Genomic DNA, 19961 nt, shown 5'->3' with positions numbered 1-19961 from the left:
AACTTCCTATTGCCCAGTAGGCGATCGCAGCGTTTGATACGATGACGTATCGGTGTGGCACTGTCCAAATGCCGGCTCAAGCCCATCAAACTTAACCCACCTTGTAGCGCTGCCTGAACCAACGCAGCCACGCTTTGTGCCCGTTTGGCGTGAACACCAGGACACCTTTCTTCCAACAATTTCTGTATGATTCTTCTTGCATGCATGAGTGCTCTTTCTCTGTCGCAGTTTGGTCGCTACGTAGGAGAAAGTTAACAGCTCATGCATGCAACTGACAATTCAAAATCATTAGCCCTTTGATTTTTATCGATTATTTGAGGGGAAGGGTCAGGGTCAGAGTAATTTACGACGATAAACCTGTCGTAAAAAAACTCTGACCCCATTTAACTGCTTTGTTGCTGAATTCGACCGCAAGAGTCGGGGTGCAGTAGCCAGGTAACGTGCCTAGAGTAAGTACTTTCAATCACTCAGGAGCAAATGATGAGCGCCGTCATCCGTAACGCCACCCAGGCCGTCGACACCATCACGGACCGACTCCAGCGCATCGACTGGGAAAATGTTTATCAAGATCTGGACAGCTACGGTAGCGCGCTGCTGCCTCGTTTGATAACACCCGAGGAATGCGCCGCACTGACCGCGCTTTATCCGTGCGATGATATCTTCCGCAGCCGGGTCGTAATGGAACGCCATGGCTTCGGCCGCGGCGAATACAAATATTTCAGCTATCCCCTGCCCGAGCTGATCGGCGACTTGCGCAACGCCCTCTACCCTTTGCTGGCCCCACTTGCAAACCGCTGGAACGAAATCATGAATATCGCCACCCGCTTTCCGCAACGACACGCCGATTTTATCGCTCGCTGCCACGCTGCAGGTCAATTGCGGCCGACGCCGCTCATGCTGAAGTATGGTCCGGGCGACTACAACTGCCTGCATCAAGACCTGTACGGCGAACATGTTTTCCCGCTCCAGGCAGCAATCCTGCTATCCACACCAGGACGCGATTTCAGCGGCGGCGAATTCGTGATGACAGAACAACGGCCGCGCATGCAATCCCGCCCCGAAGTAATCCTCCTGAACCAAGGCGACGCCGTGATATTCGCCGTCCATAATCGCCCGGCGCAAGGCCAACGCGGCGCATATAGGGTAAATTTACGACATGGCGTCAGTCGCATCCGCTCCGGATCGCGGCACACGCTAGGCGTGATTTTCCACGACGCATTATGAAGAGCATTACATGACTTTAGATTTGTTCGCCGCAGAAGAATTGTCCGATACGCGCCAGCAACAATTAGCGCAAGATGCATTCGTATTACGCGGTTTCGCGACGCCTTACGTAGCGCAATTGTTGCCGTCACTGACAGCAATTCAACAAGCATCGCCGTTCCGCCACCTGGTGACGCCCGGTGGCTTCCGCATGTCGGTGGCCATGACTTGTTGCGGCCCGCTCGGCTGGACCAGCGACCGCCGCGGCTATCGCTACAGCGCTGTCGATCCGGAGCACGGCCGCAACTGGCCACCCATGCCGGAGATTTTTTTACAGCTGGCGCAAGCCGCGGCAGCGCAAGCCGGTTTCGACGGTTTCCAGCCCGATGCCTGCCTGATCAACCGCTACGATCCAGGCACCAAATTGTCGCTGCATCAGGACAAGGATGAGCAGGACTATGCTGCACCCATCGTTTCGGTATCTCTGGGCATTCCCGCGATATTCCTGTTCGGCGGCCAGGAACGTAGCGACAAGAGCGTCCGCGTACCGCTGTTCCACGGCGACGTCGTGGTTTGGGGCGGCGCCGACCGGCTGCGTTATCACGGCGTGCTGCCGCTGAAGGAAGCCGAACATCCCCTGCTCGGCAGGCAAAGGATCAACCTGACTTTTCGCAAGGCAGCCTGATGTCGGGTTCGCCAGCTTCAATCATGATCGCAACGGATATATCCGAGAACGCATACCGTAAAGCAGAGAAATTCCTCGCAGCGCAGGACTCTGACTGGGCTCGCCACATTGCCCGCATCGGGCCGTGCCGCCACGCGTCAAAACCGGCACGTGAACCGTATGAAGCGCTGGTGCGAGCGATTGCTTACCAGCAGTTGCATGCCCGCGCAGGCGACGCCATCCTGGCCCGCATGCTGGCCCTGTTTGGCGACAGCGCCTTTCCGACTGCCCGGCAATTACTCGATACACCCGTCGACATATTGCGCGGCTGCGGCTTCTCCGCCAGTAAAATCGCGACGATGCATGGCATTGCGCAAGCTGCCCTGGATAACGTGGTTCCGCTACGTGCCGAAGCGCTGGCAATCAGCGACGACGCCCTCATCGAACGGCTGACAAGCCTGCGCGGCGTCGGCCGCTGGACCGTCGAGATGCTGTTGATCTATACATTGGAACGCTCTGACATTTTGCCGGCCGATGATTTCGGCGTTCGCGAAGGCTATCGGCGCCTGAAAAACCTGGAACAGACGCCGACCAGAAAACAGATCCGCGACATCGGCCTCGCGTGGAGTCCCTATCGAACCGTGGCCGCCTGGTATCTGTGGCGCTTGCCGAAGAATCCGCCGGCTGACGACACCGCCTGATACTGTCTGATATTGTCTGAATTCGAAAGCAAGACTCGGAGTGCCAGGCGTCCGGCGCATTGCTAAAGTACAGCTACGATACGCCATTGGAGCCGATATGCGAACACTGACACAACAGCAACAGATTGCCATGCAAAGCGCCGAACGCGATCCGCGCTGGGCTGCTGTGCTGGCCAGAGATCCTGCAGCCGACAAGCAATTTGTCTATGCCGTCAAAACTACCGGCGTGTATTGCCGCCCGAGTAGCCCGACACGCCTGCCGCGCCCGGAGAACGTCGAATTTTTCGATACCCCGGCGGCGGCCGAGGCGGCCGGCTATCGGCCAAGCAAGCGCGGCGCCGATCAAACCTCGGTAGCTGCCCATCATGCCGAACTGGTGGCCGTCGCCTGCCGCAGCATCGAGAGCGCGCTGGAGTTACCCAGCCTGGAGACGCTGGCTGCCGAGGCCGGTCTCAGCCTGTTTCATTTTCACCGTGTGTTCAAAGCTGTCACCGGACTCACGCCCAAGGCTTATGCCAATGCGCACCGGGCTAAAAAAGTGCGCGACCATCTCAGCCATAGCCATTCAGTTACCGAGGCGATCTACGACGCCGGCTTCAATTCGAACAGCCGGTTCTATGAAGCCTCAGGCAAGGTGCTGGGCATGACGCCGACCGACTATCGCGCCGGCGGCGCCAATACCGATATCCGTTTTGCGATCGGCGAATGTTCACTGGGCGCGATCCTGGTGGCACAGAGCGATCGCGGTGTATGCGCCATCTTTCTTGGCGATGATCCGAACGCGCTGGCGCACGATTTGCAGGACAAATTCCCGCGCGCCCATCTGATCGGCGCCGACCGCGATTTTGAACAACTGGTGGCGCAAGTAGTAGGTTTTATCGAAGCCCCGGCCCTCGGCCTGGATTTGCCGCTGGATGTACGCGGTACCGCTTTCCAGCAACGTGTGTGGCAAGCACTGCGTGACATACCGGCAGGCAGTACTACCAGCTACGCTGAAATTGCCGCCCGCATCGGTTCGCCCAAAGCGGTGCGCGCCGTGGCCCAGGCTTGCGCCGCCAACAGCCTGGCAGTGGCGATTCCCTGCCATCGCGTGATACGCAGCGATGGCAGCGCTTCAGGTTATCGCTGGGGCGTGGAACGCAAGCAGGCGCTGCTGGCGCGCGAAAGCAGGAAGTGAATATCGTTGCAAAAACAAGAAGTCGTGACTCAACCAGGCTATTTCAAACTAGCCTGCCGAGCATCACAGCGGGCGTAACTGCTCGTCCAGCGAACGGGTTTTTTCGCTGACGACGTCACCGGTATGTAGCGTCGTTTTGCGCTCGATCAGCATGAGATGACACTCTTCCTCCGCCACCGGGTTATGTCGCACACCTTTGGGGACGACATACATTTCACCCTCTCCCAGCTCGACATTACCTTGTTCCATTTCGATGCGCAGATGGCCTTTGAGTATCAGGAACAATTCATCTTCATGCTCGTGACTGTGCCAGGCCAGAGAACCTTTGACCTTGGCAACCTTGACATAAGAATCGTCGACTTCGGCTACCACACGCGGCGACCAGTGTTCTGTCAGTGATGCGGCTATTTGTTTAGGTGAGCTGACGTTTGACATGATTTTCCTTTGATCTGGTATTGAAGAATGTTGAACGCCGCGCGCCCATCACTGGCTTTTGAGTTTATTGGCCAGGTAGTTCCGCACCTGCTGCTCCTGCTCCGTTGACATGTCGCCCAGGACGCCATGCCGATGTGGCGGGATATGCGCAGTCAGATCCTCGTTTTCATCGAATACATAATGCTGGAAGACGGTGGCCCAGGCTTGCCGATAAGCTGGCGCACGCCGCTTCAGATTAATCAGCGCCAGCATCAGGCTGTCAAACCCGGAGTGGATCGAATCCGCGGTACCGACCGCACCGCCCCACCAATAATTGACCAGGATATTGCATGCCTGCAGCGACTCGACATGATGCCACCACAGCGGTGGTATGTAGAGCGCATCGCCCGGCTCCAGTTCAGCCGTTTGAGCTGCCTTCAACGCATCTTTAAACTTGGGAAACTTCTCGGGATGAGGAAATTCAAAATCCTGAGGCTAATGCGGCCCTAACCAAATGAATTGATCTTAAATCAACACAAATCATGCAGAACTCGACGGCGCAATCATATGGATGTGTGAAATGCCATCTTCGTCATACAATTCACCCACCGGCTTAAAGCCAAAGCTGCCATAAAAACGCTGCAGATGCGCTTGCGCGCCAATCTTGATGTCATGTCCAGGAAATAGTTTGGCGGTTTGCGCCATCGCTTGCTGCACCAGTTCGTTGCCGGCACCCTTGCCGCGCAATTCAGGTGCCGTCACTACCCGCCCTATCGACGGCAGGTGAAACGCCTTACCCGGCGGTACGATGCGCGCATACGCACCCAGTTCGCCGTTCGGCAGATAACCCAAACCGTGCCATGAATGCAGATCGATACCGTCGGCATCCTGGAACACGCAGGTTTGCTCCAGCACGAACACACGCTGCCGCAATTGCATCGCTGCATACAATTGCACAGTACTGAGCTCGTGGAATGGCAGCCAGTGCCATTCCATTATCGTTGCTTCTGCCATGCCGTTAAGCGGTGCCGCCGACAGTCACGCCGTCAATGCGCAAAGTTGGCTGGCCGACACCGACCGGAACGCTCTGTCCTTCCTTGCCGCAAACGCCGACACCAGGATCGAGCTGCATATCATTGCCGATCATGGAGACCCGGTGCAAGACGTCCGGACCGTTGCCGATCAGGGTTGCACCCTTGACCGGATAAGTGACCTTGCCGTTTTCGATCATGTAGGCTTCGCTTGCCGAGAACACGAACTTGCCGTTGGTGATATCGACCTGGCCGCCGCCGAAATTGACTGCATACAAACCGTTTTTCACCGAAGCCAGGATCTCCGCCGGATCCTTGTCGCCGGCCAGCATGTAGGTGTTGGTCATGCGCGGCATCGGCAGATGGGCGAACGATTCGCGCCGCGCATTGCCGGTCACCGGCATCTTCATCAGGCGCGCGTTCATGGTGTCTTGGATATAACCTTTCAGGATACCGTCTTCGATCAACGTAGTGCATTGGCTTGGATTGCCTTCGTCGTCGATATTCAACGAACCGCGACGATCGGCGATGGTGCCGTCATCGACCACGGTGACGCCTTTGGCTGCCACGCGCTCGCCGATGCGGCCGGAAAATGTGCTGGAGCCCTTGCGATTGAAATCGCCTTCCAGGCCGTGGCCGATCGCTTCGTGCAGCAGGATACCTGGCCAGCCAGGTCCAAGCACCACGGTCATCGGGCCAGCCGGGGCCGGCCGTGCATCCAGGTTCACCAGCGCCGAAGCAACCGCGTCGGCAGCATACTGTTCCAGTATGGCTTCATTGAAATAGGCGTAGCTATAACGTCCACCGCCACCGCTGCTGCCGGTTTCGCGGCGGCCATTCTGTTCGACGATGACTGTTACCGAGAGTCGTACCAGAGGCCGGATATCGGCGGCAATCACGCCGTCGCTACGTGCCACCAGCACCACATCGTATTCTCCGGCCAGGCCGGCCATCACTTGCACCACACGCGGATCCTTGGCGCGCGCCATGCGCTCTACCCGTTCCAACAGTTTGACCTTTTCGGTGGCGTCCAGCGACACCAGCGGATCGTGCGGCAAATACAGGGAGCGGCCGCCGTTTTGTTGCATGCCGCCGGCAATCTTGATCTTGCCGGCGCCTTGACGGGCGATGGTGCGGGTTGCTACCGCGGCATCGTGCAAGGCGCGTTCGGAGATTTCATCGGAATACGAAAAAGCGGTCTTGTCGCCGGAAATGGCGCGCACGCCTACACCCTGATCGATAGAGAAACTACCGGTCTTGACGATGCCTTCTTCCAGGCTCCAGCCTTCGCTCTTGGTGAACTGGAAGTACAGGTCGGCGTAATCGACCTTGTGCGTGAACATGGTCCCCAGCGCTTTCAGCAAGCTCGATTCGTCGAGGCCGAACGGAGTCAACAGAATATCGCGCGCAACGGCTAAAGTGCTCAGGTTTGGTTCAAATGGTTTCATTGGTATTCCGGTTTTACTGTGATGTTAAGTGGGATTGTAGAGCATCCCGGGCTGAGCTGGCCGAAGCGGTAAAAATAGCAATACTTTATAGTAATATTGTATTGCTATTAACCCTATAACTTGCGATGCAGCAATGCCGGCAAACTGGCCCGCACTCCCTTAAGGAAATGGGGGTCGATAGTGCCGCTGACAAGGCCCTCGCCTTCCGTCAGCACCGATTTAATTTCACCCCAAGGGTCGATCAGCATGCTGTGGCCCCAGGTACGGCGGCCGTTCGGATGTTTGCCGCCTTGTGCCGCCGCCAGCACATAACACTGGTTTTCGATGGCGCGGGCGCGCAACAGGGTTTCCCAATGGGCTTTGCCAGTGGTGTAGGTAAAAGCGGCCGGCACCACGATCAAGCTGCAATCGCCAAGTGCCCGGTACAACTCGGGAAAACGCAGGTCGTAACAGACCGACAAGCCCACCTTGCCAAACGGCGCCTCGAAACTGCCCACTTCCTTGCCGTAAACAATGGTGCGCGCTTCGTCATAGGATTCTTCTCCTTGACTGAAACTGAACAGATGGATCTTGTCATAGCGGCTGACACGCTGGCCGTCGGGACCGTAGACTAGCGTGGTGTTGAGCACTTTGCCAACCTCATCGGCAATCATCGGCAAGGTACCGCCGATCAGCCAGATGGCATGCTCTCTTGCCAGTTGCGCCATGAGAGTCTGGATCGGCCCTTGATCAAGGGCTTCGGCGCAGGTCAGCTTGTCGGCTTCATGCATGCCCATGATCGGCCAATATTCGGGCAATAACACCAGTTGCGCGCCCTGCCCGGCAGCATCGGCCACCAGGCGCCGCGCTGTATTGAAGTTTTCTTCCAGCACCGGCGTCGATACCATCTGGATAGCGGCAACTTTGAAACTGGCTGAGCTGTCTTGCTGCAATGGTGCCTGACTCATAGTGCTGAACTCCTGCGCTGGTGAGAGAAATTGACTGAGATAAATTGACTAATACAAATTGACTGATACAGATTGAATTAGCGGCCGGAAGACAGGTCCGGCGTATTCGCTGCCGGCGCTTCGGTCTTGTGATCCAGCTTGGTGACCACCGGATCGGTCCAGCCGCCACTGATATTATATTCAAAGGTGAAGGCGCGCATCAGCGGATCGCGCAAGAACAGTTGCGCCAGGAAAGTGCCAATGCCGATTACCGGATTGATCGCCAGCAGCGCCACCGAGGCTGTACCGGCATTAATTTCGGGCAGCACCGCAACATGCAAATCCTGGGTTTCATGCGCAATATCTGCGACGCCGTCTATCAATACCGTGGCGCTCACACCGCGCATCTTGAAATTATCGGTACGCGCCTTGCCCTGCGCGATGGAGGCTGTGCCGACTACGCTGTCGAAGGCGAAACCTTCAGAAAAAATATCGCGGAAATCCAGTGTCAGGCGACGCGGCAAGGATTGCAAACTCAACACCCCGAGCAACTTGGCGACGCCTGGATCGACCTTCAGGAACTGGCCTGACGCCATATCCAGATTCACCTGGCCGGACAGCGAAGGAATATCCATGGTGAACGGCAAACCCTTCCAGCTGACCTCGCCATCCATGCGTCCTTTGGCTGCACGCAACACATGCGCAAAACCGAAGCGGTCCAACAGCTTGCCGGCGTCGGTGATATCCATGGCATAGGTCAGGCTGGTAGTGTTGTCACCGTTGACAGTGGTCCATTTGCCGTCTGCCTTCAATTCTGCATCTGGATTCTTGATCGATAATTTATGGATGCGCCACTCGTTACCGACATTCGCGCGTACATTGTTGGCGGTCAGTTCGAGGCGTCCAAGTTTCTTGCCAAGCAACTGGAAATCCTCGGCAATAATGTCCAGCCCCGGGATTTGGGTCGAGCTTCCTTTGCCTTCGAGTACCTCGCCAACGTCCGACTCGCCACCCTGCGGAATGATCAGCGAGGACAGGCGCGCCGTGACTTTACCGAGGCCGCGTCCGGACGGCGATGCATTCCAGGTGACATAGCCCGAAGCCTGCTTGGAATCGACGTTGACTTGCCACGCATTCTTTTGATACGAAGCGCCAAGCACCACGTTGTCCAGCGTCTTGCCGAGCAAGATCAGCTGGTTGGCCCTGACCGAGACCAGATTCGGCTCCGCGTACTGCGCCAGGCCAGACAACGCTGCTTCCTCCCCGGCTTTGGCAGTGGCCTGGTCGTTCAAGGCGCCGGTCAGACTGTTCCAGGCATCGATATTCAAGGACTTGGCATTCATATTGACCGCCACGCCGCTATCCGGTTCAGGCGCAGGGGCATTGATGCCGATGCCGCCGCGCAGTATTTTCCAGTCAGCAGCCTTATTGGGACTGTTAGTATTGTTGAGAGGTTTTTGCCGCTGATAGCGGGCGACGATGGCCGTCCCCAACGTCAGCTTGAGCTCATCACGCAACATTGCCGCATCGTCGGAAGCCACGCCCAGCCATTCGAATTTGAGCGGCATGGCCTCACTGGCGCTCTTGCGCAATGGTTCCGGAAAATCCAGGCCCATGCCTTGCAGGCTGGACTCGACCACCAGCTCGGTATGATGATCGCGGATCGCGATGTTGGCGGTGTAACGGCTGCTGCCGCTGGCATGCGACAGCAGTTTTTGCATCGACGCGGCTGGATACATGGCCCGCACGCCGTCTATAGCGGCGCTACCTTCCACTTTGACCAGGGTCTGGTGATCTGCCTGGGTGCCGCCGCTGACCTGTGCCGCCCCGCCCAGCATATTGCCTTTGATGCCGTTCAGGTTGAAGCCTTTTTCATTGAACTCAAGCTGGCCGGTGGCATTGGCGATAGGCGGGATGGCTTTTTGCAGGATCACGTCATTGTTCTGGAACTGCAATGCACCGGTGACCTTGCTATCGATAAGATGGGCCAGCGGTAATTGCAGGTTCAATTCCAGCTTGGCGTTGCCTTTGGCTTGCGATTCGTCGGTAAACCCGCCGATCCAGTGCTGCACCGGACTATTCCTGGTGAACTGCACAAAATTCTGCAAAGCACCCGCTGCACTGCCATCGATCAGCAACATCTCGTCGTGCGATGACAGATCAGGTATCGTCGCCGTCACATCGCTCACCGTCACACCTGAAGTTTGTGCACTGGCGGCCTTGATCTGCAAACGCGTGCGGTCCAGCGCGATGGTACCGTCTATCTTTTCCAGCAAAGGCCACAAGGGCTGCTTGCCATCCTGGCCGAAATGACCGGGATCGTATTCCAACGTGCCGTTTTCTATTTTTCCGGCAATGCTGAATTCCCCCTGCGCTTTGGGGTTGGCTTTGGGGTTGGCTGGATCGGTGCGGAACGGGAAATCGGCGAGATCGCCCTTGAGTCGGATCGTGACATCTTTTGCCTTGCCGTCTTTAAGCGCGCCGACCAGCCAGCTGCGTAAATGTTCAGGAGTATGCAGCGGCAGATAGTTGCCGATCTTCTTGACGTCGAATTCGCTGATGCGGCCGGTCATGTCAATCACTCCCAGCGCCGCACCATGCCGGTCTTGCAGAGGCAACAGGTGACTACCAGACAGCGATCCAATCAAACCGTCCTGCACAAAACTCATGCTATCGATTTGCAACAGCACATTATTTTGCTGAAAACTCCAACGCGCCTGCATATCGAGTTTGTCGAAGGCCTGTAGCGACGCCCCAAAAAAACCTGGCAGATCCAGCTGCGTCTTTTCCGATTTCAGGGTCAGGCTGCCGCCGTCCTGGCTGGCGTTGATGCTGCCGGTTAGATTGTCGACGCCGGGAATCCCTGGCACCGCGGCTTGCGCCGGCTGGCTGGCCGTCTTCGGCTGCGCTGCATGCGGCGCCTGGGCATTGATGGTCAAACCCTCGAAGCTGCCTTTTGCGCTGTATGTTGCAATCGCCGGGTAAGCGCCCTGCCATTGCGCGGAAAAATCCCGCAGCTGGCCGCGCGGCGCGAAATCGTCGATCATCTTGATCTGCGCGGCACTCAGGGGCAAACGCTGGACAAAACTTGCTATGGTTTGTAAATCCAGCAACTTGGCCTGCAAGCTGTATTTCTCTGCCTGCTTGCCTTGCGCCGGCACATAAGATTCGCTGATGGAGGTACGCGGCAAACTCAGGCCATCCGCGGTTTTCAATGAAAAATCAGTGAGCGTTACCGCATGGCCGTTGGCGCCGAAAGTCGGCGTGCCATCTTGCGGCGCCTGCCCTGATTCTTCATGCCCGGAAATCCGCCCGCTGACATTTGCCAAAGCCAATGGCTGCAAGTCGGGCCGCAACCGCATGGTCAGATCATTCAGGTCAAGATCGGCGGTAAAGTTGGTCACCTTGGCGTGATCCAGGTCAAGCCACGCTTGTACCGCGCCCTTGCCTTGACTGACCTCGAAGGGATAATCGAAATATGGTTTCCACACGGTCACATCGGCATCGTGCAGATTGGCGTAGAGGGTGCCGGTCCAGCGTTTGAAGTCGGCGGTCTTTTCGGCAAATGCAGGATGGACAAAATTGGCCCGCAGATCCAGCGGTGCCGCAAAAGAAGCAGGTGGCGTTGCACGCGCCGAGAACTGATGGCGGCGCCAGCGATTTTGCAGCACCAGATCGATATTGGTCAGGATCAGATCCGGCGCCTTGCGCAGATCGTCGCGCCAGCGCACCTGGCCGTCGCGAATCACGATCTTGCGTTGGGCCAGCAGCCATTCGGCGCCGGCGCCATCGTTTTCCTGTTTGGAGTTGACCAGAATGCCGGCGACGAACAGGTTGCCCTGGGCATCGCGCTCGACTTGCAGATCGGGTTTATTGATTTCCAGTGATGTCAGCCGGACCCCGCCCACCAGCGCGGAACGCCAGGAAATGGTGGCAGCTACCTGCGGCAAGGTCAGCGCAGACTGGCCCTCTTTATCGTGAACCACGACGTTGTCCAGCACCAGGCGCGGCTGCAATCCATGCCAGGATGCCTGGATCGCGCCTATCGTAATCGGATTGCCCACCGTTTTACTAACGATATGCTCGACCTCTGCCTTGTAGTAACCGACATTCGGCAACACTACATAACGCAAACCCAGGAACAGTCCGCAAAACAGGAAATACGCCACGATCAACAACGTCAACAAGGCTCCCAGCAGATGATGGGTCACCAGGTTAATGTGTTTGTAGGTGGCAATTCCGGCGCGCCAGCAGATGGCAAGTTTGCTAGCCGGAGGCGGAATTTTTGCTTGTTCTTCCAACATCAATCAGAATGGGTAAAATTAATCATTGTGAGACAGGGTAAGGCACAGTTAACAGAGCCGCCAGGAAACTTGCGGCGAGTCACCCTACACACTGTCCCCCAACTGACCGGGGATAGGAAGTAAAATAAATCGACTGCATCTGATCGATTCCAGATTGGCAAGTTATTGATGTTCGACAAGCTGCCAGCCTATATGTTCGCATGGATCAGCGTGCATATAGCTAAAAAAACAGAAAGGTCGAAAAAAGGCTGAAATCTGGCCGTGGATAAGCTGTAAAACAAGCCGTAAAACAAACCGCAAACAGACCGTAAATCCAGCTAGTGATCGCTGCCCGTTTTTTTGAATTTTGCGCCATCTACCCTTTAAATCTGCGACTCTATTCCTGTGACTCCATCCTTATTAAGCAGCACCGCCGCCTCTCGTTTTTTTTCCCGCTGGGTCAATGCCGAAACCGGACGCGCCGAACAGATCGCTGAATTGGCCAAGCCGGTAACAAGATTAACCGTCAGCCCGATGCTGCTTGATCAACTGTTACAAAGAGAAACAGATTCCGGCATGCCGTTACCGCGCGCCATGCGCCGCCTGCGCAACCTGCTGGTATGTACCCTGATCGAACGCGATTTACGCGGCGTCGCCGATCTGGATGAGGTGGTGAGCGCGGTCACCACATTTGCCGAATTTGCGGTGCAAACCCACCTGGCGGCGTTGACTGTCGACATGGTGGCGCTGCATGGCGCCCCGGTCGGCGAAGAATCGGGCCAACCGCAGGAGCTGATTGTCTTAGGCATGGGCAAGCTGGGCGGCTGCGAACTCAATGTTTCTTCCGATATCGACCTGATTTTCACCTATGCGGAAGATGGCGACACCCAGACCACCAGCGCTGAACAGCGCTCACTGTCGAATCACGAGTTCTTTACCCGCCTCGGCAAAAAACTGATTGGCGCGCTGTCCGAAATCACCGAAGACGGCTTCACGTTCCGGGTCGACATGGCGCTGCGGCCGAATGGCGCCTCGGGACCGCTGGTCGCCAGCTTCAACATGGTTGAGGCTTATCTGGTGACCCAGGGCCGGGAATGGGAGCGCTATGCCTGGTGCAAAGCCCGCGCGCTGACAGGCCGGCCGGAAGATATCGCCACCCTGGAGAACATCAGCCGCCCGTTCGTGTTCCGGCGCTACCTGGATTACGGCTCGATCGACGCCATGCGCTCCATGCACGCGCAAATCCGTACAGAAGTACAGCGCCTGGAAGCATTGCATCCGGAACGCAGCAACAACGTCAAGCTGGGGCGCGGCGGGATTCGCGAAATCGAATTCCTGGCGCAGGTGTTCCAGCTCATCCGCGGTGGCCGCGATGGCGACTTGCGCGACCGCTCCACTCGCGCCACGCTGCGTACTCTGGCCGCCAAAAACCTGCTGGATGCCGAAGTCGTCGATAAATTGCTAGCCGCCTATGATTTCCTGCGCAACCTGGAACACCGGCTGCAATACCTGGACGATGCGCAAACCCACACCTTCCCCACCAACGAGGCGGATTGCCAGATCATTGCCCAGGCCATGGGTTTTGCCGATGTGGCGTCGTTGATGCCGGTGCTCGAACAGCACCGGACCCTGGTCGACACCCAGTTCGGCGACATATTCAAGGACAAGCTCAAGGACAAGCAGCAGGGACGCGCCAGCCAGAAAGACTGGGACGACAGCGAAAATGTGCTGCATACCCTGAGCGAAACCGATAGCCGCGAAACGATTGCCCTGGTATTGACCCATTGTGGATTCTCCGACGCATCGGCGGCAGCGCAGCGACTGGTCACGACCTGGCAATCGACGCGCGTGCAGAACCTGCCGGTCGCCAGCCGCACGCGCCTGCTGGCCCTGGTCAATGCGGCATTGCCGGTGGTGGCAGCGATCCCCGAACCTGAACGCCATCTGCCTACTCTTAGCCGCCTGCTGGATTTCCTGGAGGCGATCGCGCGCCGCGCCGCCTATCTGGCGTTGCTGACTGAATATCCCGCCACCCTGCACCGCGTGATCCGCATGATCAGCGCCAGCGACTGGGCCGCCAAATACCTGACCCAGCACCCTATCCTGCTGGATGAACTGCTAGATCCGCGTAGCCTGAATGCAGCGCCCGACTGGCCGGTATTTGCCCAGGAATGCCGGCGCCAGCTCGAAACCGCTCCCGGCGACACCGAGCGGCAGATGGATATCCTGCGCGAAATGCACCATGCCCAACAGTTCCGCCTGCTGGCGCAGGATCTGGAGGGCATGCTCAGCGTCGAAGCGCTGGCAGATCATCTATCGATCCTGGCCGACATCCTGGTGGCTGCCACCGTGCAAGCCATCTGGAACATGATGCCAGGCCGCCATCGCGAGAAGCCGCTGTTCACTGTCATCGCCTACGGCAAACTGGGCGGCAAGGAACTTGGCTATGTCTCCGACCTGGACGTAGTATTCCTCTATGACGATGAAGACCAGGACGGCCCGGCCCTCTACGCGAAGCTGGCGCAGCGCTTCATTACCTGGATGACCAGCCATACGCCGGCCGGCATCCTGTTCGATATCGATATCGCGTTGCGCCCCGACGGCGCTAGCGGATTGCTGGTGTCTTCGTTTGGCAAATTTGAAAAATACCAGCGCGAGTCGGCTTGGCCGTGGGAGCACCAGGCCCTGACCCGAGCCCGCTTCTGCGCCGGCGACGCAGCGATAGGCGAGCGCTTCGAAACCTTGCGTGTGGAAGTATTACGCCAGACGCGCGACGCCAAACTGCTGCAAAGTGAAGTACAGGATATGCGCCAGAAAATGCGCGATGCCCATCCGAACCGCAGCGATCGTTTCGATCTCAAGCACGACGCCGGCGGCATGATCGACATCGAATTCCTGGTGCAATTCCTGATCTTGCGCCATGCCGCGGATTATCCGCAACTGACCGCGGACATCGGCAATATCGCCTTGTTGAAACTGTGCGGCGAGCTGGGATTGATTGATACGGGATTGGCGCATGCGGTGGCCGACGCTTACCGGACTTTCCGTAAATTGCAACATCAGGGCCGTTTGCAGGGGGAAGAAAGGGCACGTGTGGTGGCAACCCGTATTGCAGCCGAAATATCGGTGGTAAAACAATTGTGGGCTGAAATTTTTACAGTCGCGTAGGGTGGGCACATCGTGCCCACGCGTGAACTCACTCCACCTATATATCTATTTCTATATCGCGTGAAGCCGCACTCCGTTTATCACAGCCACGCGTGGGCACGATGTGCCCACCCTACGTAAAAACGCCCCGATCAACGGGGCGTTTTGTCATGCAAGCAAGGAAAGCTCTAAGGGTGAACTCTTATTTCGCGCTCATCAGTGCAATCGTGGTATCCAGCATGCGGTTCGAGAAACCCCACTCATTGTCGTACCAGCTCGATACTTTAACCAGACGACCGGAAACCTTGGTCAGGGTAGCGTCAAAGTTCGACGACGCCGGATTGTGGTTGAAATCGACCGAAACCAGCGGCTCTACGTTATACGTCAAGATGCCCTTCAACACGCCGTTGTCCGAAGCGTCTTTCATGATCGCGTTGACTTCGTCGACTGTGGTGTCTCGCGCAGCAACGAACGACAGGTCGACCAGCGAGACGTTGATGGTAGGAACGCGAATCGCGAAACCGTCCAGCTTGCCGTTCAGTTCAGGCAACACCAGGCCAACCGCAGCAGCAGCACCGGTCTTGGCCGGGATCATGCTCATCGTGGCGGAACGGGCGCGGCGCAGATCTTCATGATAAACGTCGGTCAGCACCTGGTCGTTGGTGTAGGAGTGGATAGTGGTCATCAGGCCGTTCAACACGCCGATCTTGTCGTTCAGCGGCTTGACCAGCGGCGCCAGGCAGTTGGTGGTGCAAGATGCGTTGGAAATCACGGTGTCGCTGGCTTTCAGTACGCCGTGGTTTACGCCGAAAACGACAGTCGCGTCGACATCCTTGCCGCCTGGTGCGGAGATGATGACTTTCTTGGCGCCGCCTTTGATGTGGGCGCTGGCTTTTTCCTTGGTGGTGAAGAAACCGGTGCATTCCAGCACGACGTCAACACCCAGCTCGCCCCACGGCAGTTCAGCCGGATTACGTTGCGCCAATACCTTGATGCGATCGCCATTGACGACGATGAAGTCGCCGTCGACTGTCACAGTACCTGGGAACTTGCCGTGGGCAGTATCGTACTGGGTCAGGTGAGCATTGGTTTTTGGATCGCCGAGGTCATTGATGGCAACGATCTCGATGTCATGCTTTTTGCCGCCTTCATAATGGGCGCGAAGGATGTTGCGGCCGATACGGCCATAGCCATTGATGGCGACGCGGATAGTCATGGTTTTCTCCTAAGGTATTAACAATAATAAATATGTTGCAACTTCATCACTAACGTTTCAATTGACTCTGATAGTGCGCCAGCCGTAGCCGGCTTCCTGCAATTCGAGTCCGTCCCAGCTGAAAGGTTGCTCGGCCAGCAGTTCGGCGCCCAGCATCTCGTAAAACTGCCGTGCCGGGCGATTGTTCGCCAACACCCATACCAGCATATTATTGGCGCCGGCGCTGGCCAGGGCCGCAGCTACGTGCGCCACCAGCTTGCGGCCGATGCCCGCGCGCTGCACCGACGGCTCCAGATAGATCGCCGTCAGTTCGGAATCGAAACCGAGCTTGGCTTGCGCCAGCGTCATGCCAGCCGCAAAACCCAGCACCTCGCCATCAACCTCGGCCACGAAGACATTGGCGGCATTCGAGGTCGCCGACAGGATGCGGCTCCAGATTGCCGTGCTTTCTTCGATCTTCATGCCATCCAGGTAGTCGTCCGGAATGATGCCTCGGTAAGTGGTGCGCCAGCTATCGATACGCACCGCCGCAATCACTCCCGCATCAGCGATGGTGGCGCGACGGATGACGACATCACCGACGATGTTGGTGATGTCCATCTTGCCGATAGCTCTGGCAGCTCTCAGATTCATGCCAGTACCAGTTTGGTCTTGGCTACGACGTTTTCAACAGTGAAGCCGAAATGCTTGAACAGCACAGGAGCCGGAGCCGATTCGCCGAATGTATCGATACCGACTACAGCGCCTTCCAGGCCGACATACTTGTGCCAGAACGCCGTCACGCCGGCTTCGATCGCCACGCGTGGCAAACCGCGTTGCAGTACGCTGGCTTTGTAGGACGCTTCCTGGCGGTCGAACACATCGGCGCAAGGCATCGACACCACGCGTACTGCAATACCTTCTTGCGCCAGTGCTGCAGCAGCCTGCATGGCCAGTTCCACTTCGGAACCGGTAGCGATCAGGATTGCCTTGGCGTCAGGTGCATCTTTCAGGATGTAAGCACCGCGCTGGATGGCGGCGATTTGCGCCGCATCGCGCTCTTGGTATTGCAAGTTCTGACGCGAGAAAATCAGTGTGCTCGGGCCGTTCTTGCGCTGCACTGCCTGTTGCCATGCCACTGCCGATTCGACCGTGTCGCATGGACGCCAGTTATCCAGTTGCGGAATCAAACGCAAGCTCGATACATGTTCCACCGACTGGTGAGTCGGGCCATCTTCGCCCAGACCGATGGAGTCATGGGTGAATACGAAGATCGAACGAATTTTCATCAGCGCTGCCATGCGCAAGGCATTGCGGCTGTAATCGGAGAAGGTCAGGAAAGTGGCGCCAAACGGGATGTAGCCGCCATGCAGGGCGATACCGTTCATCATCGCGCTCATGCCGAATTCGCGCACGCCGTAATTGATGTGGTTGCCTGGCTGGTCGGCACGTACTGCCACGGACTCTTTCCAGTTGGTCAGGTTAGAACCGGTCAGGTCGGCCGAACCGCCGAGGAATTCCGGCAGCACCTGCGCCAGTGCCTGGATCGCGTTCTGGCTGGCTTTACGGGTGGCGATGGTTTCTTTCTTTTCGACGCAGCTGGCGATATAGTCGCTCACGGTCTTTTCGAAATTGCCTGGCAGCTCGCCTTTCATGCGACGCGTGAATTCGCTGGCCAGCTGCGGATACTCAGCAGCGTAAGCGGCGAACAACGCATTCCAGTCGCCTTCGAATTGCTTGCCTTGCGGTTTGGCATCCCACGCTTCATAAACGTCGGCAGGGATTTCAAACGGCGGGTAATTCCAGCCAAGGGCTTCGCGTACTGCGGCGATTTCCTTGTCGCCCAAAGCCGCGCCGTGCACCTTGTCGGTGCCGGCCAGGTTTGGCGAACCTTTGCCGATGACTGTCTTGCAGCAGATCAGGGTTGGCTTGTCAGACAATTTGGCTTGATGGATAGCGGCGTTGACGGCTTCCACACTGTGGCCGTCGACGGCGCGAATCACGTTCCAGCCATAAGCTTCGAAACGCTTCGGGGTATCGTCCTTGAACCAGCCTTCGACATGGCCGTCGATCGAGATACCGTTATCATCGTAGAGCACGACCAGTTTCGACAAGCGCAGTGTGCCGGCCAGCGAGCATGCTTCGTGCGAAATGCCTTCCATCAGGCAGCCGTCGCCGACGAAAGTGTAAGTGTGATGATCCACAACCGGGAAATTGGCGCGGTTGAATTCCGCCGCCAGCAGTTTTTCAGCCAGCGCCATGCCGACCGCATTGGTCAAACCCTGGCCGAGTGGACCAGTGGTGGTTTCAATCCCTGGCGTGACATCGACTTCAGGATGGCCCGGGGTCTTCGAATGCATTTGACGGAAATTGCGGATCTCGTCCATCGACAAATCGTAGCCGGTCAGGTGCAGCAAGGCGTATTGCAACATCGAACCATGACCGTTTGACAACACGAACCGGTCACGGTTAGCCCAATGCGGATTGGCTGGATTGTGACGGTAGTGCTTGGCCCACAAAGCGACTGCAATTTCCGCCATGCCCATTGGCATGCCGGGATGGCCGGAGTTGGCTTTTTGTACAGCGTCCATTGCCAGCGCACGGATTGCATTGGCCATCTTGGTAGTCGGGAGAGTGGAAGTCATGGTGTGAGCAGGTAGGCAACGATTGAAAATTGGTTGGTGGGCGCGAAGCGTCGGAACAGCCCACAAAGGCCGATATTTTACCAAAATGCGGCCGATTCCGGTTCAAATCCGCGTTTCCCTCACATGCGGGGCAGTAAAATGCTGCCGCGCCATATAATATTAATGCCAGATCAAATAAGAAATTATCAACCCCATGCCTCGTTTCTACGTTTCTACCCCGCTCGAAATCGGCCAGGTGCTGGTCTTGCCGGAAGCAGTCGCCCATCACTTGCTGGTGCTGCGCCTGGGGTTGGCAGCGCCTGTTACCTTGTTCAACGGCACCGGCGGCGAATACACCGCCACCATCAGCAGTATCGAAAAAAAACGCGTCTGCGCCGAGATCAAGACCTTTTCGCCGCGCGAGGTTGAGCTGCCTTACGCCATCACGCTGGCCCAGGCTTTGCCGGAATCGTCGAAACTGGACTGGATAATCGAAAAGGCTGTCGAGCTTGGCGTCGCCGCGATCCAGCCGCTGGCGGCGCAACGCTGCGTGGTGCGCCTCAATAGCGAGCGCGCCGAGAAAAAACAAAGCCATTGGCAGGCTGTGATCGTCGCCGCCGCTGAACAAAGCGGGCGCAACCGCATGCCCACCTTGTCTACGCTCAGCCCCTTTACCGACTGGGTCCAGCAGCAGGATCTGCACAAACGCATCCTGCTGTCGCCGCGCGGTGAGCAATCACTGTCGGACTGGGCGCGCCATCAGCCGCCGCAAGCGCTGGCGTTGCTGATCGGCCCGGAAGGCGGTTTCACTGAAGCCGAAGAAAACCTGGCCTGTAGCCAGGGCGCGCTGATGTTGTCGATGGGACCACGGATCCTGCGTACCGAAACCGCCGGCCTGGCGGCGCTGGCAGCGATCAATGCAATCTGGGGCGAAATGTGACAACTGGAAAATGTAACGCAGGTGAAATATAACCAGCGTAACCTGCGCCTATCGTTTCTACAATTTGTTCTAAGCAAAAACAAAAATGCTGACTAGAATGACTAGTGGTTGCAAGAAACGGTCGCAAAAAACGGTCTCAAGACACAATCGTTTTCAGTTGTATAACTACTCAAATTTCTTGCTGCGTTGTAATATTAATCTTCTTAAT

At 57.2% G+C, this 19961-nt stretch carries 14 protein-coding genes and 1 pseudogene; 6 read left to right on the top strand and 9 right to left on the bottom strand.

Translation table 11 applies throughout. The features are described from left to right. Positions 1–480 precede the first annotated feature (480 nt). From BM029_RS14575 to ada, 4 genes are all read left to right on the top strand, one after another. On the top strand, positions 481–1224 hold the full coding sequence (locus BM029_RS14575; RefSeq protein ID WP_092437155.1) for a 2OG-Fe(II) oxygenase: 744 nt from the start codon (positions 481–483) through the stop codon (positions 1222–1224). Positions 1225–1234: 10 nt separating this feature from the next. Further along, entirely contained in the window at positions 1235–1888 is a 654-nt protein-coding gene (gene alkB, locus BM029_RS14570) for a DNA oxidative demethylase AlkB (protein ID WP_092437154.1), read from the top strand. Between the two features lie 20 nt (positions 1889–1908). Further along, a complete protein-coding gene (locus tag BM029_RS14565; protein WP_092437176.1) occupies positions 1909–2568 on the top strand; it encodes a DNA-3-methyladenine glycosylase family protein in 660 nt (219 codons plus the stop codon). Positions 2569–2665: 97 nt separating this feature from the next. Continuing rightward, positions 2666–3745, top strand: coding sequence for a bifunctional DNA-binding transcriptional regulator/O6-methylguanine-DNA methyltransferase Ada (gene ada, locus BM029_RS14560; RefSeq protein ID WP_092437152.1), 1080 nt, complete (start codon positions 2666–2668; stop codon positions 3743–3745). A gap of 63 nt (positions 3746–3808) precedes the next feature. On the opposite strand, the gene BM029_RS14555 is transcribed toward ada, so the two are convergent. The 6 genes and pseudogenes from BM029_RS14555 to BM029_RS14530 form a co-directional block, all read right to left on the bottom strand. Beyond that, entirely contained in the window at positions 3809–4180 is a 372-nt protein-coding gene (locus BM029_RS14555; RefSeq protein WP_092437151.1) for a cupin domain-containing protein, read from the bottom strand. 48 nt (positions 4181–4228) lie between these two features. Beyond that, positions 4229–4636, bottom strand: a pseudogene (locus tag BM029_RS14550) (cupin-like domain-containing protein); the annotation flags it as partial. A gap of 63 nt (positions 4637–4699) precedes the next feature. Further along, complete coding sequence (locus tag BM029_RS14545; protein WP_244545054.1) at positions 4700–5155, bottom strand: GNAT family N-acetyltransferase; 456 nt, start codon at positions 5153–5155, stop codon at positions 4700–4702. Between the two features lie 22 nt (positions 5156–5177). Beyond that, complete coding sequence (gene tldD / locus BM029_RS14540) at positions 5178–6638, bottom strand: metalloprotease TldD (protein WP_092437149.1); 1461 nt, start codon at positions 6636–6638, stop codon at positions 5178–5180. A gap of 113 nt (positions 6639–6751) precedes the next feature. Further along, positions 6752–7585 (bottom strand): carbon-nitrogen hydrolase family protein, encoded by an 834-nt coding sequence (locus BM029_RS14535; RefSeq protein WP_092437147.1) that lies wholly within the window; start codon positions 7583–7585, stop codon positions 6752–6754. A 77-nt stretch (positions 7586–7662) separates the two neighbouring features. After that, positions 7663–11868 carry a YhdP family protein gene (locus BM029_RS14530; protein WP_244545053.1) on the bottom strand — a complete coding sequence of 1402 codons (4206 nt, stop codon included), beginning with the start codon at positions 11866–11868 and terminating at the stop codon, positions 7663–7665. A gap of 384 nt (positions 11869–12252) precedes the next feature. On the opposite strand from BM029_RS14530, the gene glnE reads away from it, so the two are divergent. After that, entirely contained in the window at positions 12253–15015 is a 2763-nt protein-coding gene (glnE, locus tag BM029_RS14525) for a bifunctional [glutamate--ammonia ligase]-adenylyl-L-tyrosine phosphorylase/[glutamate--ammonia-ligase] adenylyltransferase (protein ID WP_092437144.1), read from the top strand. A 181-nt stretch (positions 15016–15196) separates the two neighbouring features. Here glnE and gap read toward each other — a convergent pair whose 3' ends face one another. The 3 genes from gap to tkt are packed head-to-tail and all read right to left on the bottom strand — an operon-like array spanning position 15197 to position 18834. After that, positions 15197–16210 carry a type I glyceraldehyde-3-phosphate dehydrogenase gene (gap, locus tag BM029_RS14520; protein WP_092437142.1) on the bottom strand — a complete coding sequence of 338 codons (1014 nt, stop codon included), beginning with the start codon at positions 16208–16210 and terminating at the stop codon, positions 15197–15199. A 57-nt stretch (positions 16211–16267) separates the two neighbouring features. Then, the gene (locus BM029_RS14515) at positions 16268–16843 is read right to left on the bottom strand and encodes a GNAT family N-acetyltransferase (protein WP_092437140.1); all 576 of its coding nucleotides are present in this window, start codon (positions 16841–16843) and stop codon (positions 16268–16270) included. Continuing rightward, a complete protein-coding gene (tkt, locus tag BM029_RS14510) occupies positions 16840–18834 on the bottom strand; it encodes a transketolase (protein WP_092437138.1) in 1995 nt (664 codons plus the stop codon). Before tkt ends, BM029_RS14515 begins: the two co-directional genes overlap by 4 nt. A 193-nt stretch (positions 18835–19027) precedes the next feature. Here tkt and BM029_RS14505 point away from each other — a divergent pair, with 193 nt between their 5' ends. Further along, on the top strand, positions 19028–19753 hold the full coding sequence (locus BM029_RS14505) for a 16S rRNA (uracil(1498)-N(3))-methyltransferase (RefSeq protein WP_092437136.1): 726 nt from the start codon (positions 19028–19030) through the stop codon (positions 19751–19753). The last annotated feature ends 208 nt before the right edge of the window (positions 19754–19961 follow it).

Origin of the sequence: Collimonas sp. OK607, assembly GCF_900111995.1 — a bacterium.
GTDB lineage: Bacteria > Pseudomonadota > Gammaproteobacteria > Burkholderiales > Burkholderiaceae_D > Collimonas.
The sequence above is the reverse complement of the archived record's forward strand: the minus strand, read 5'-3'. Positions and strand labels throughout refer to the sequence as shown.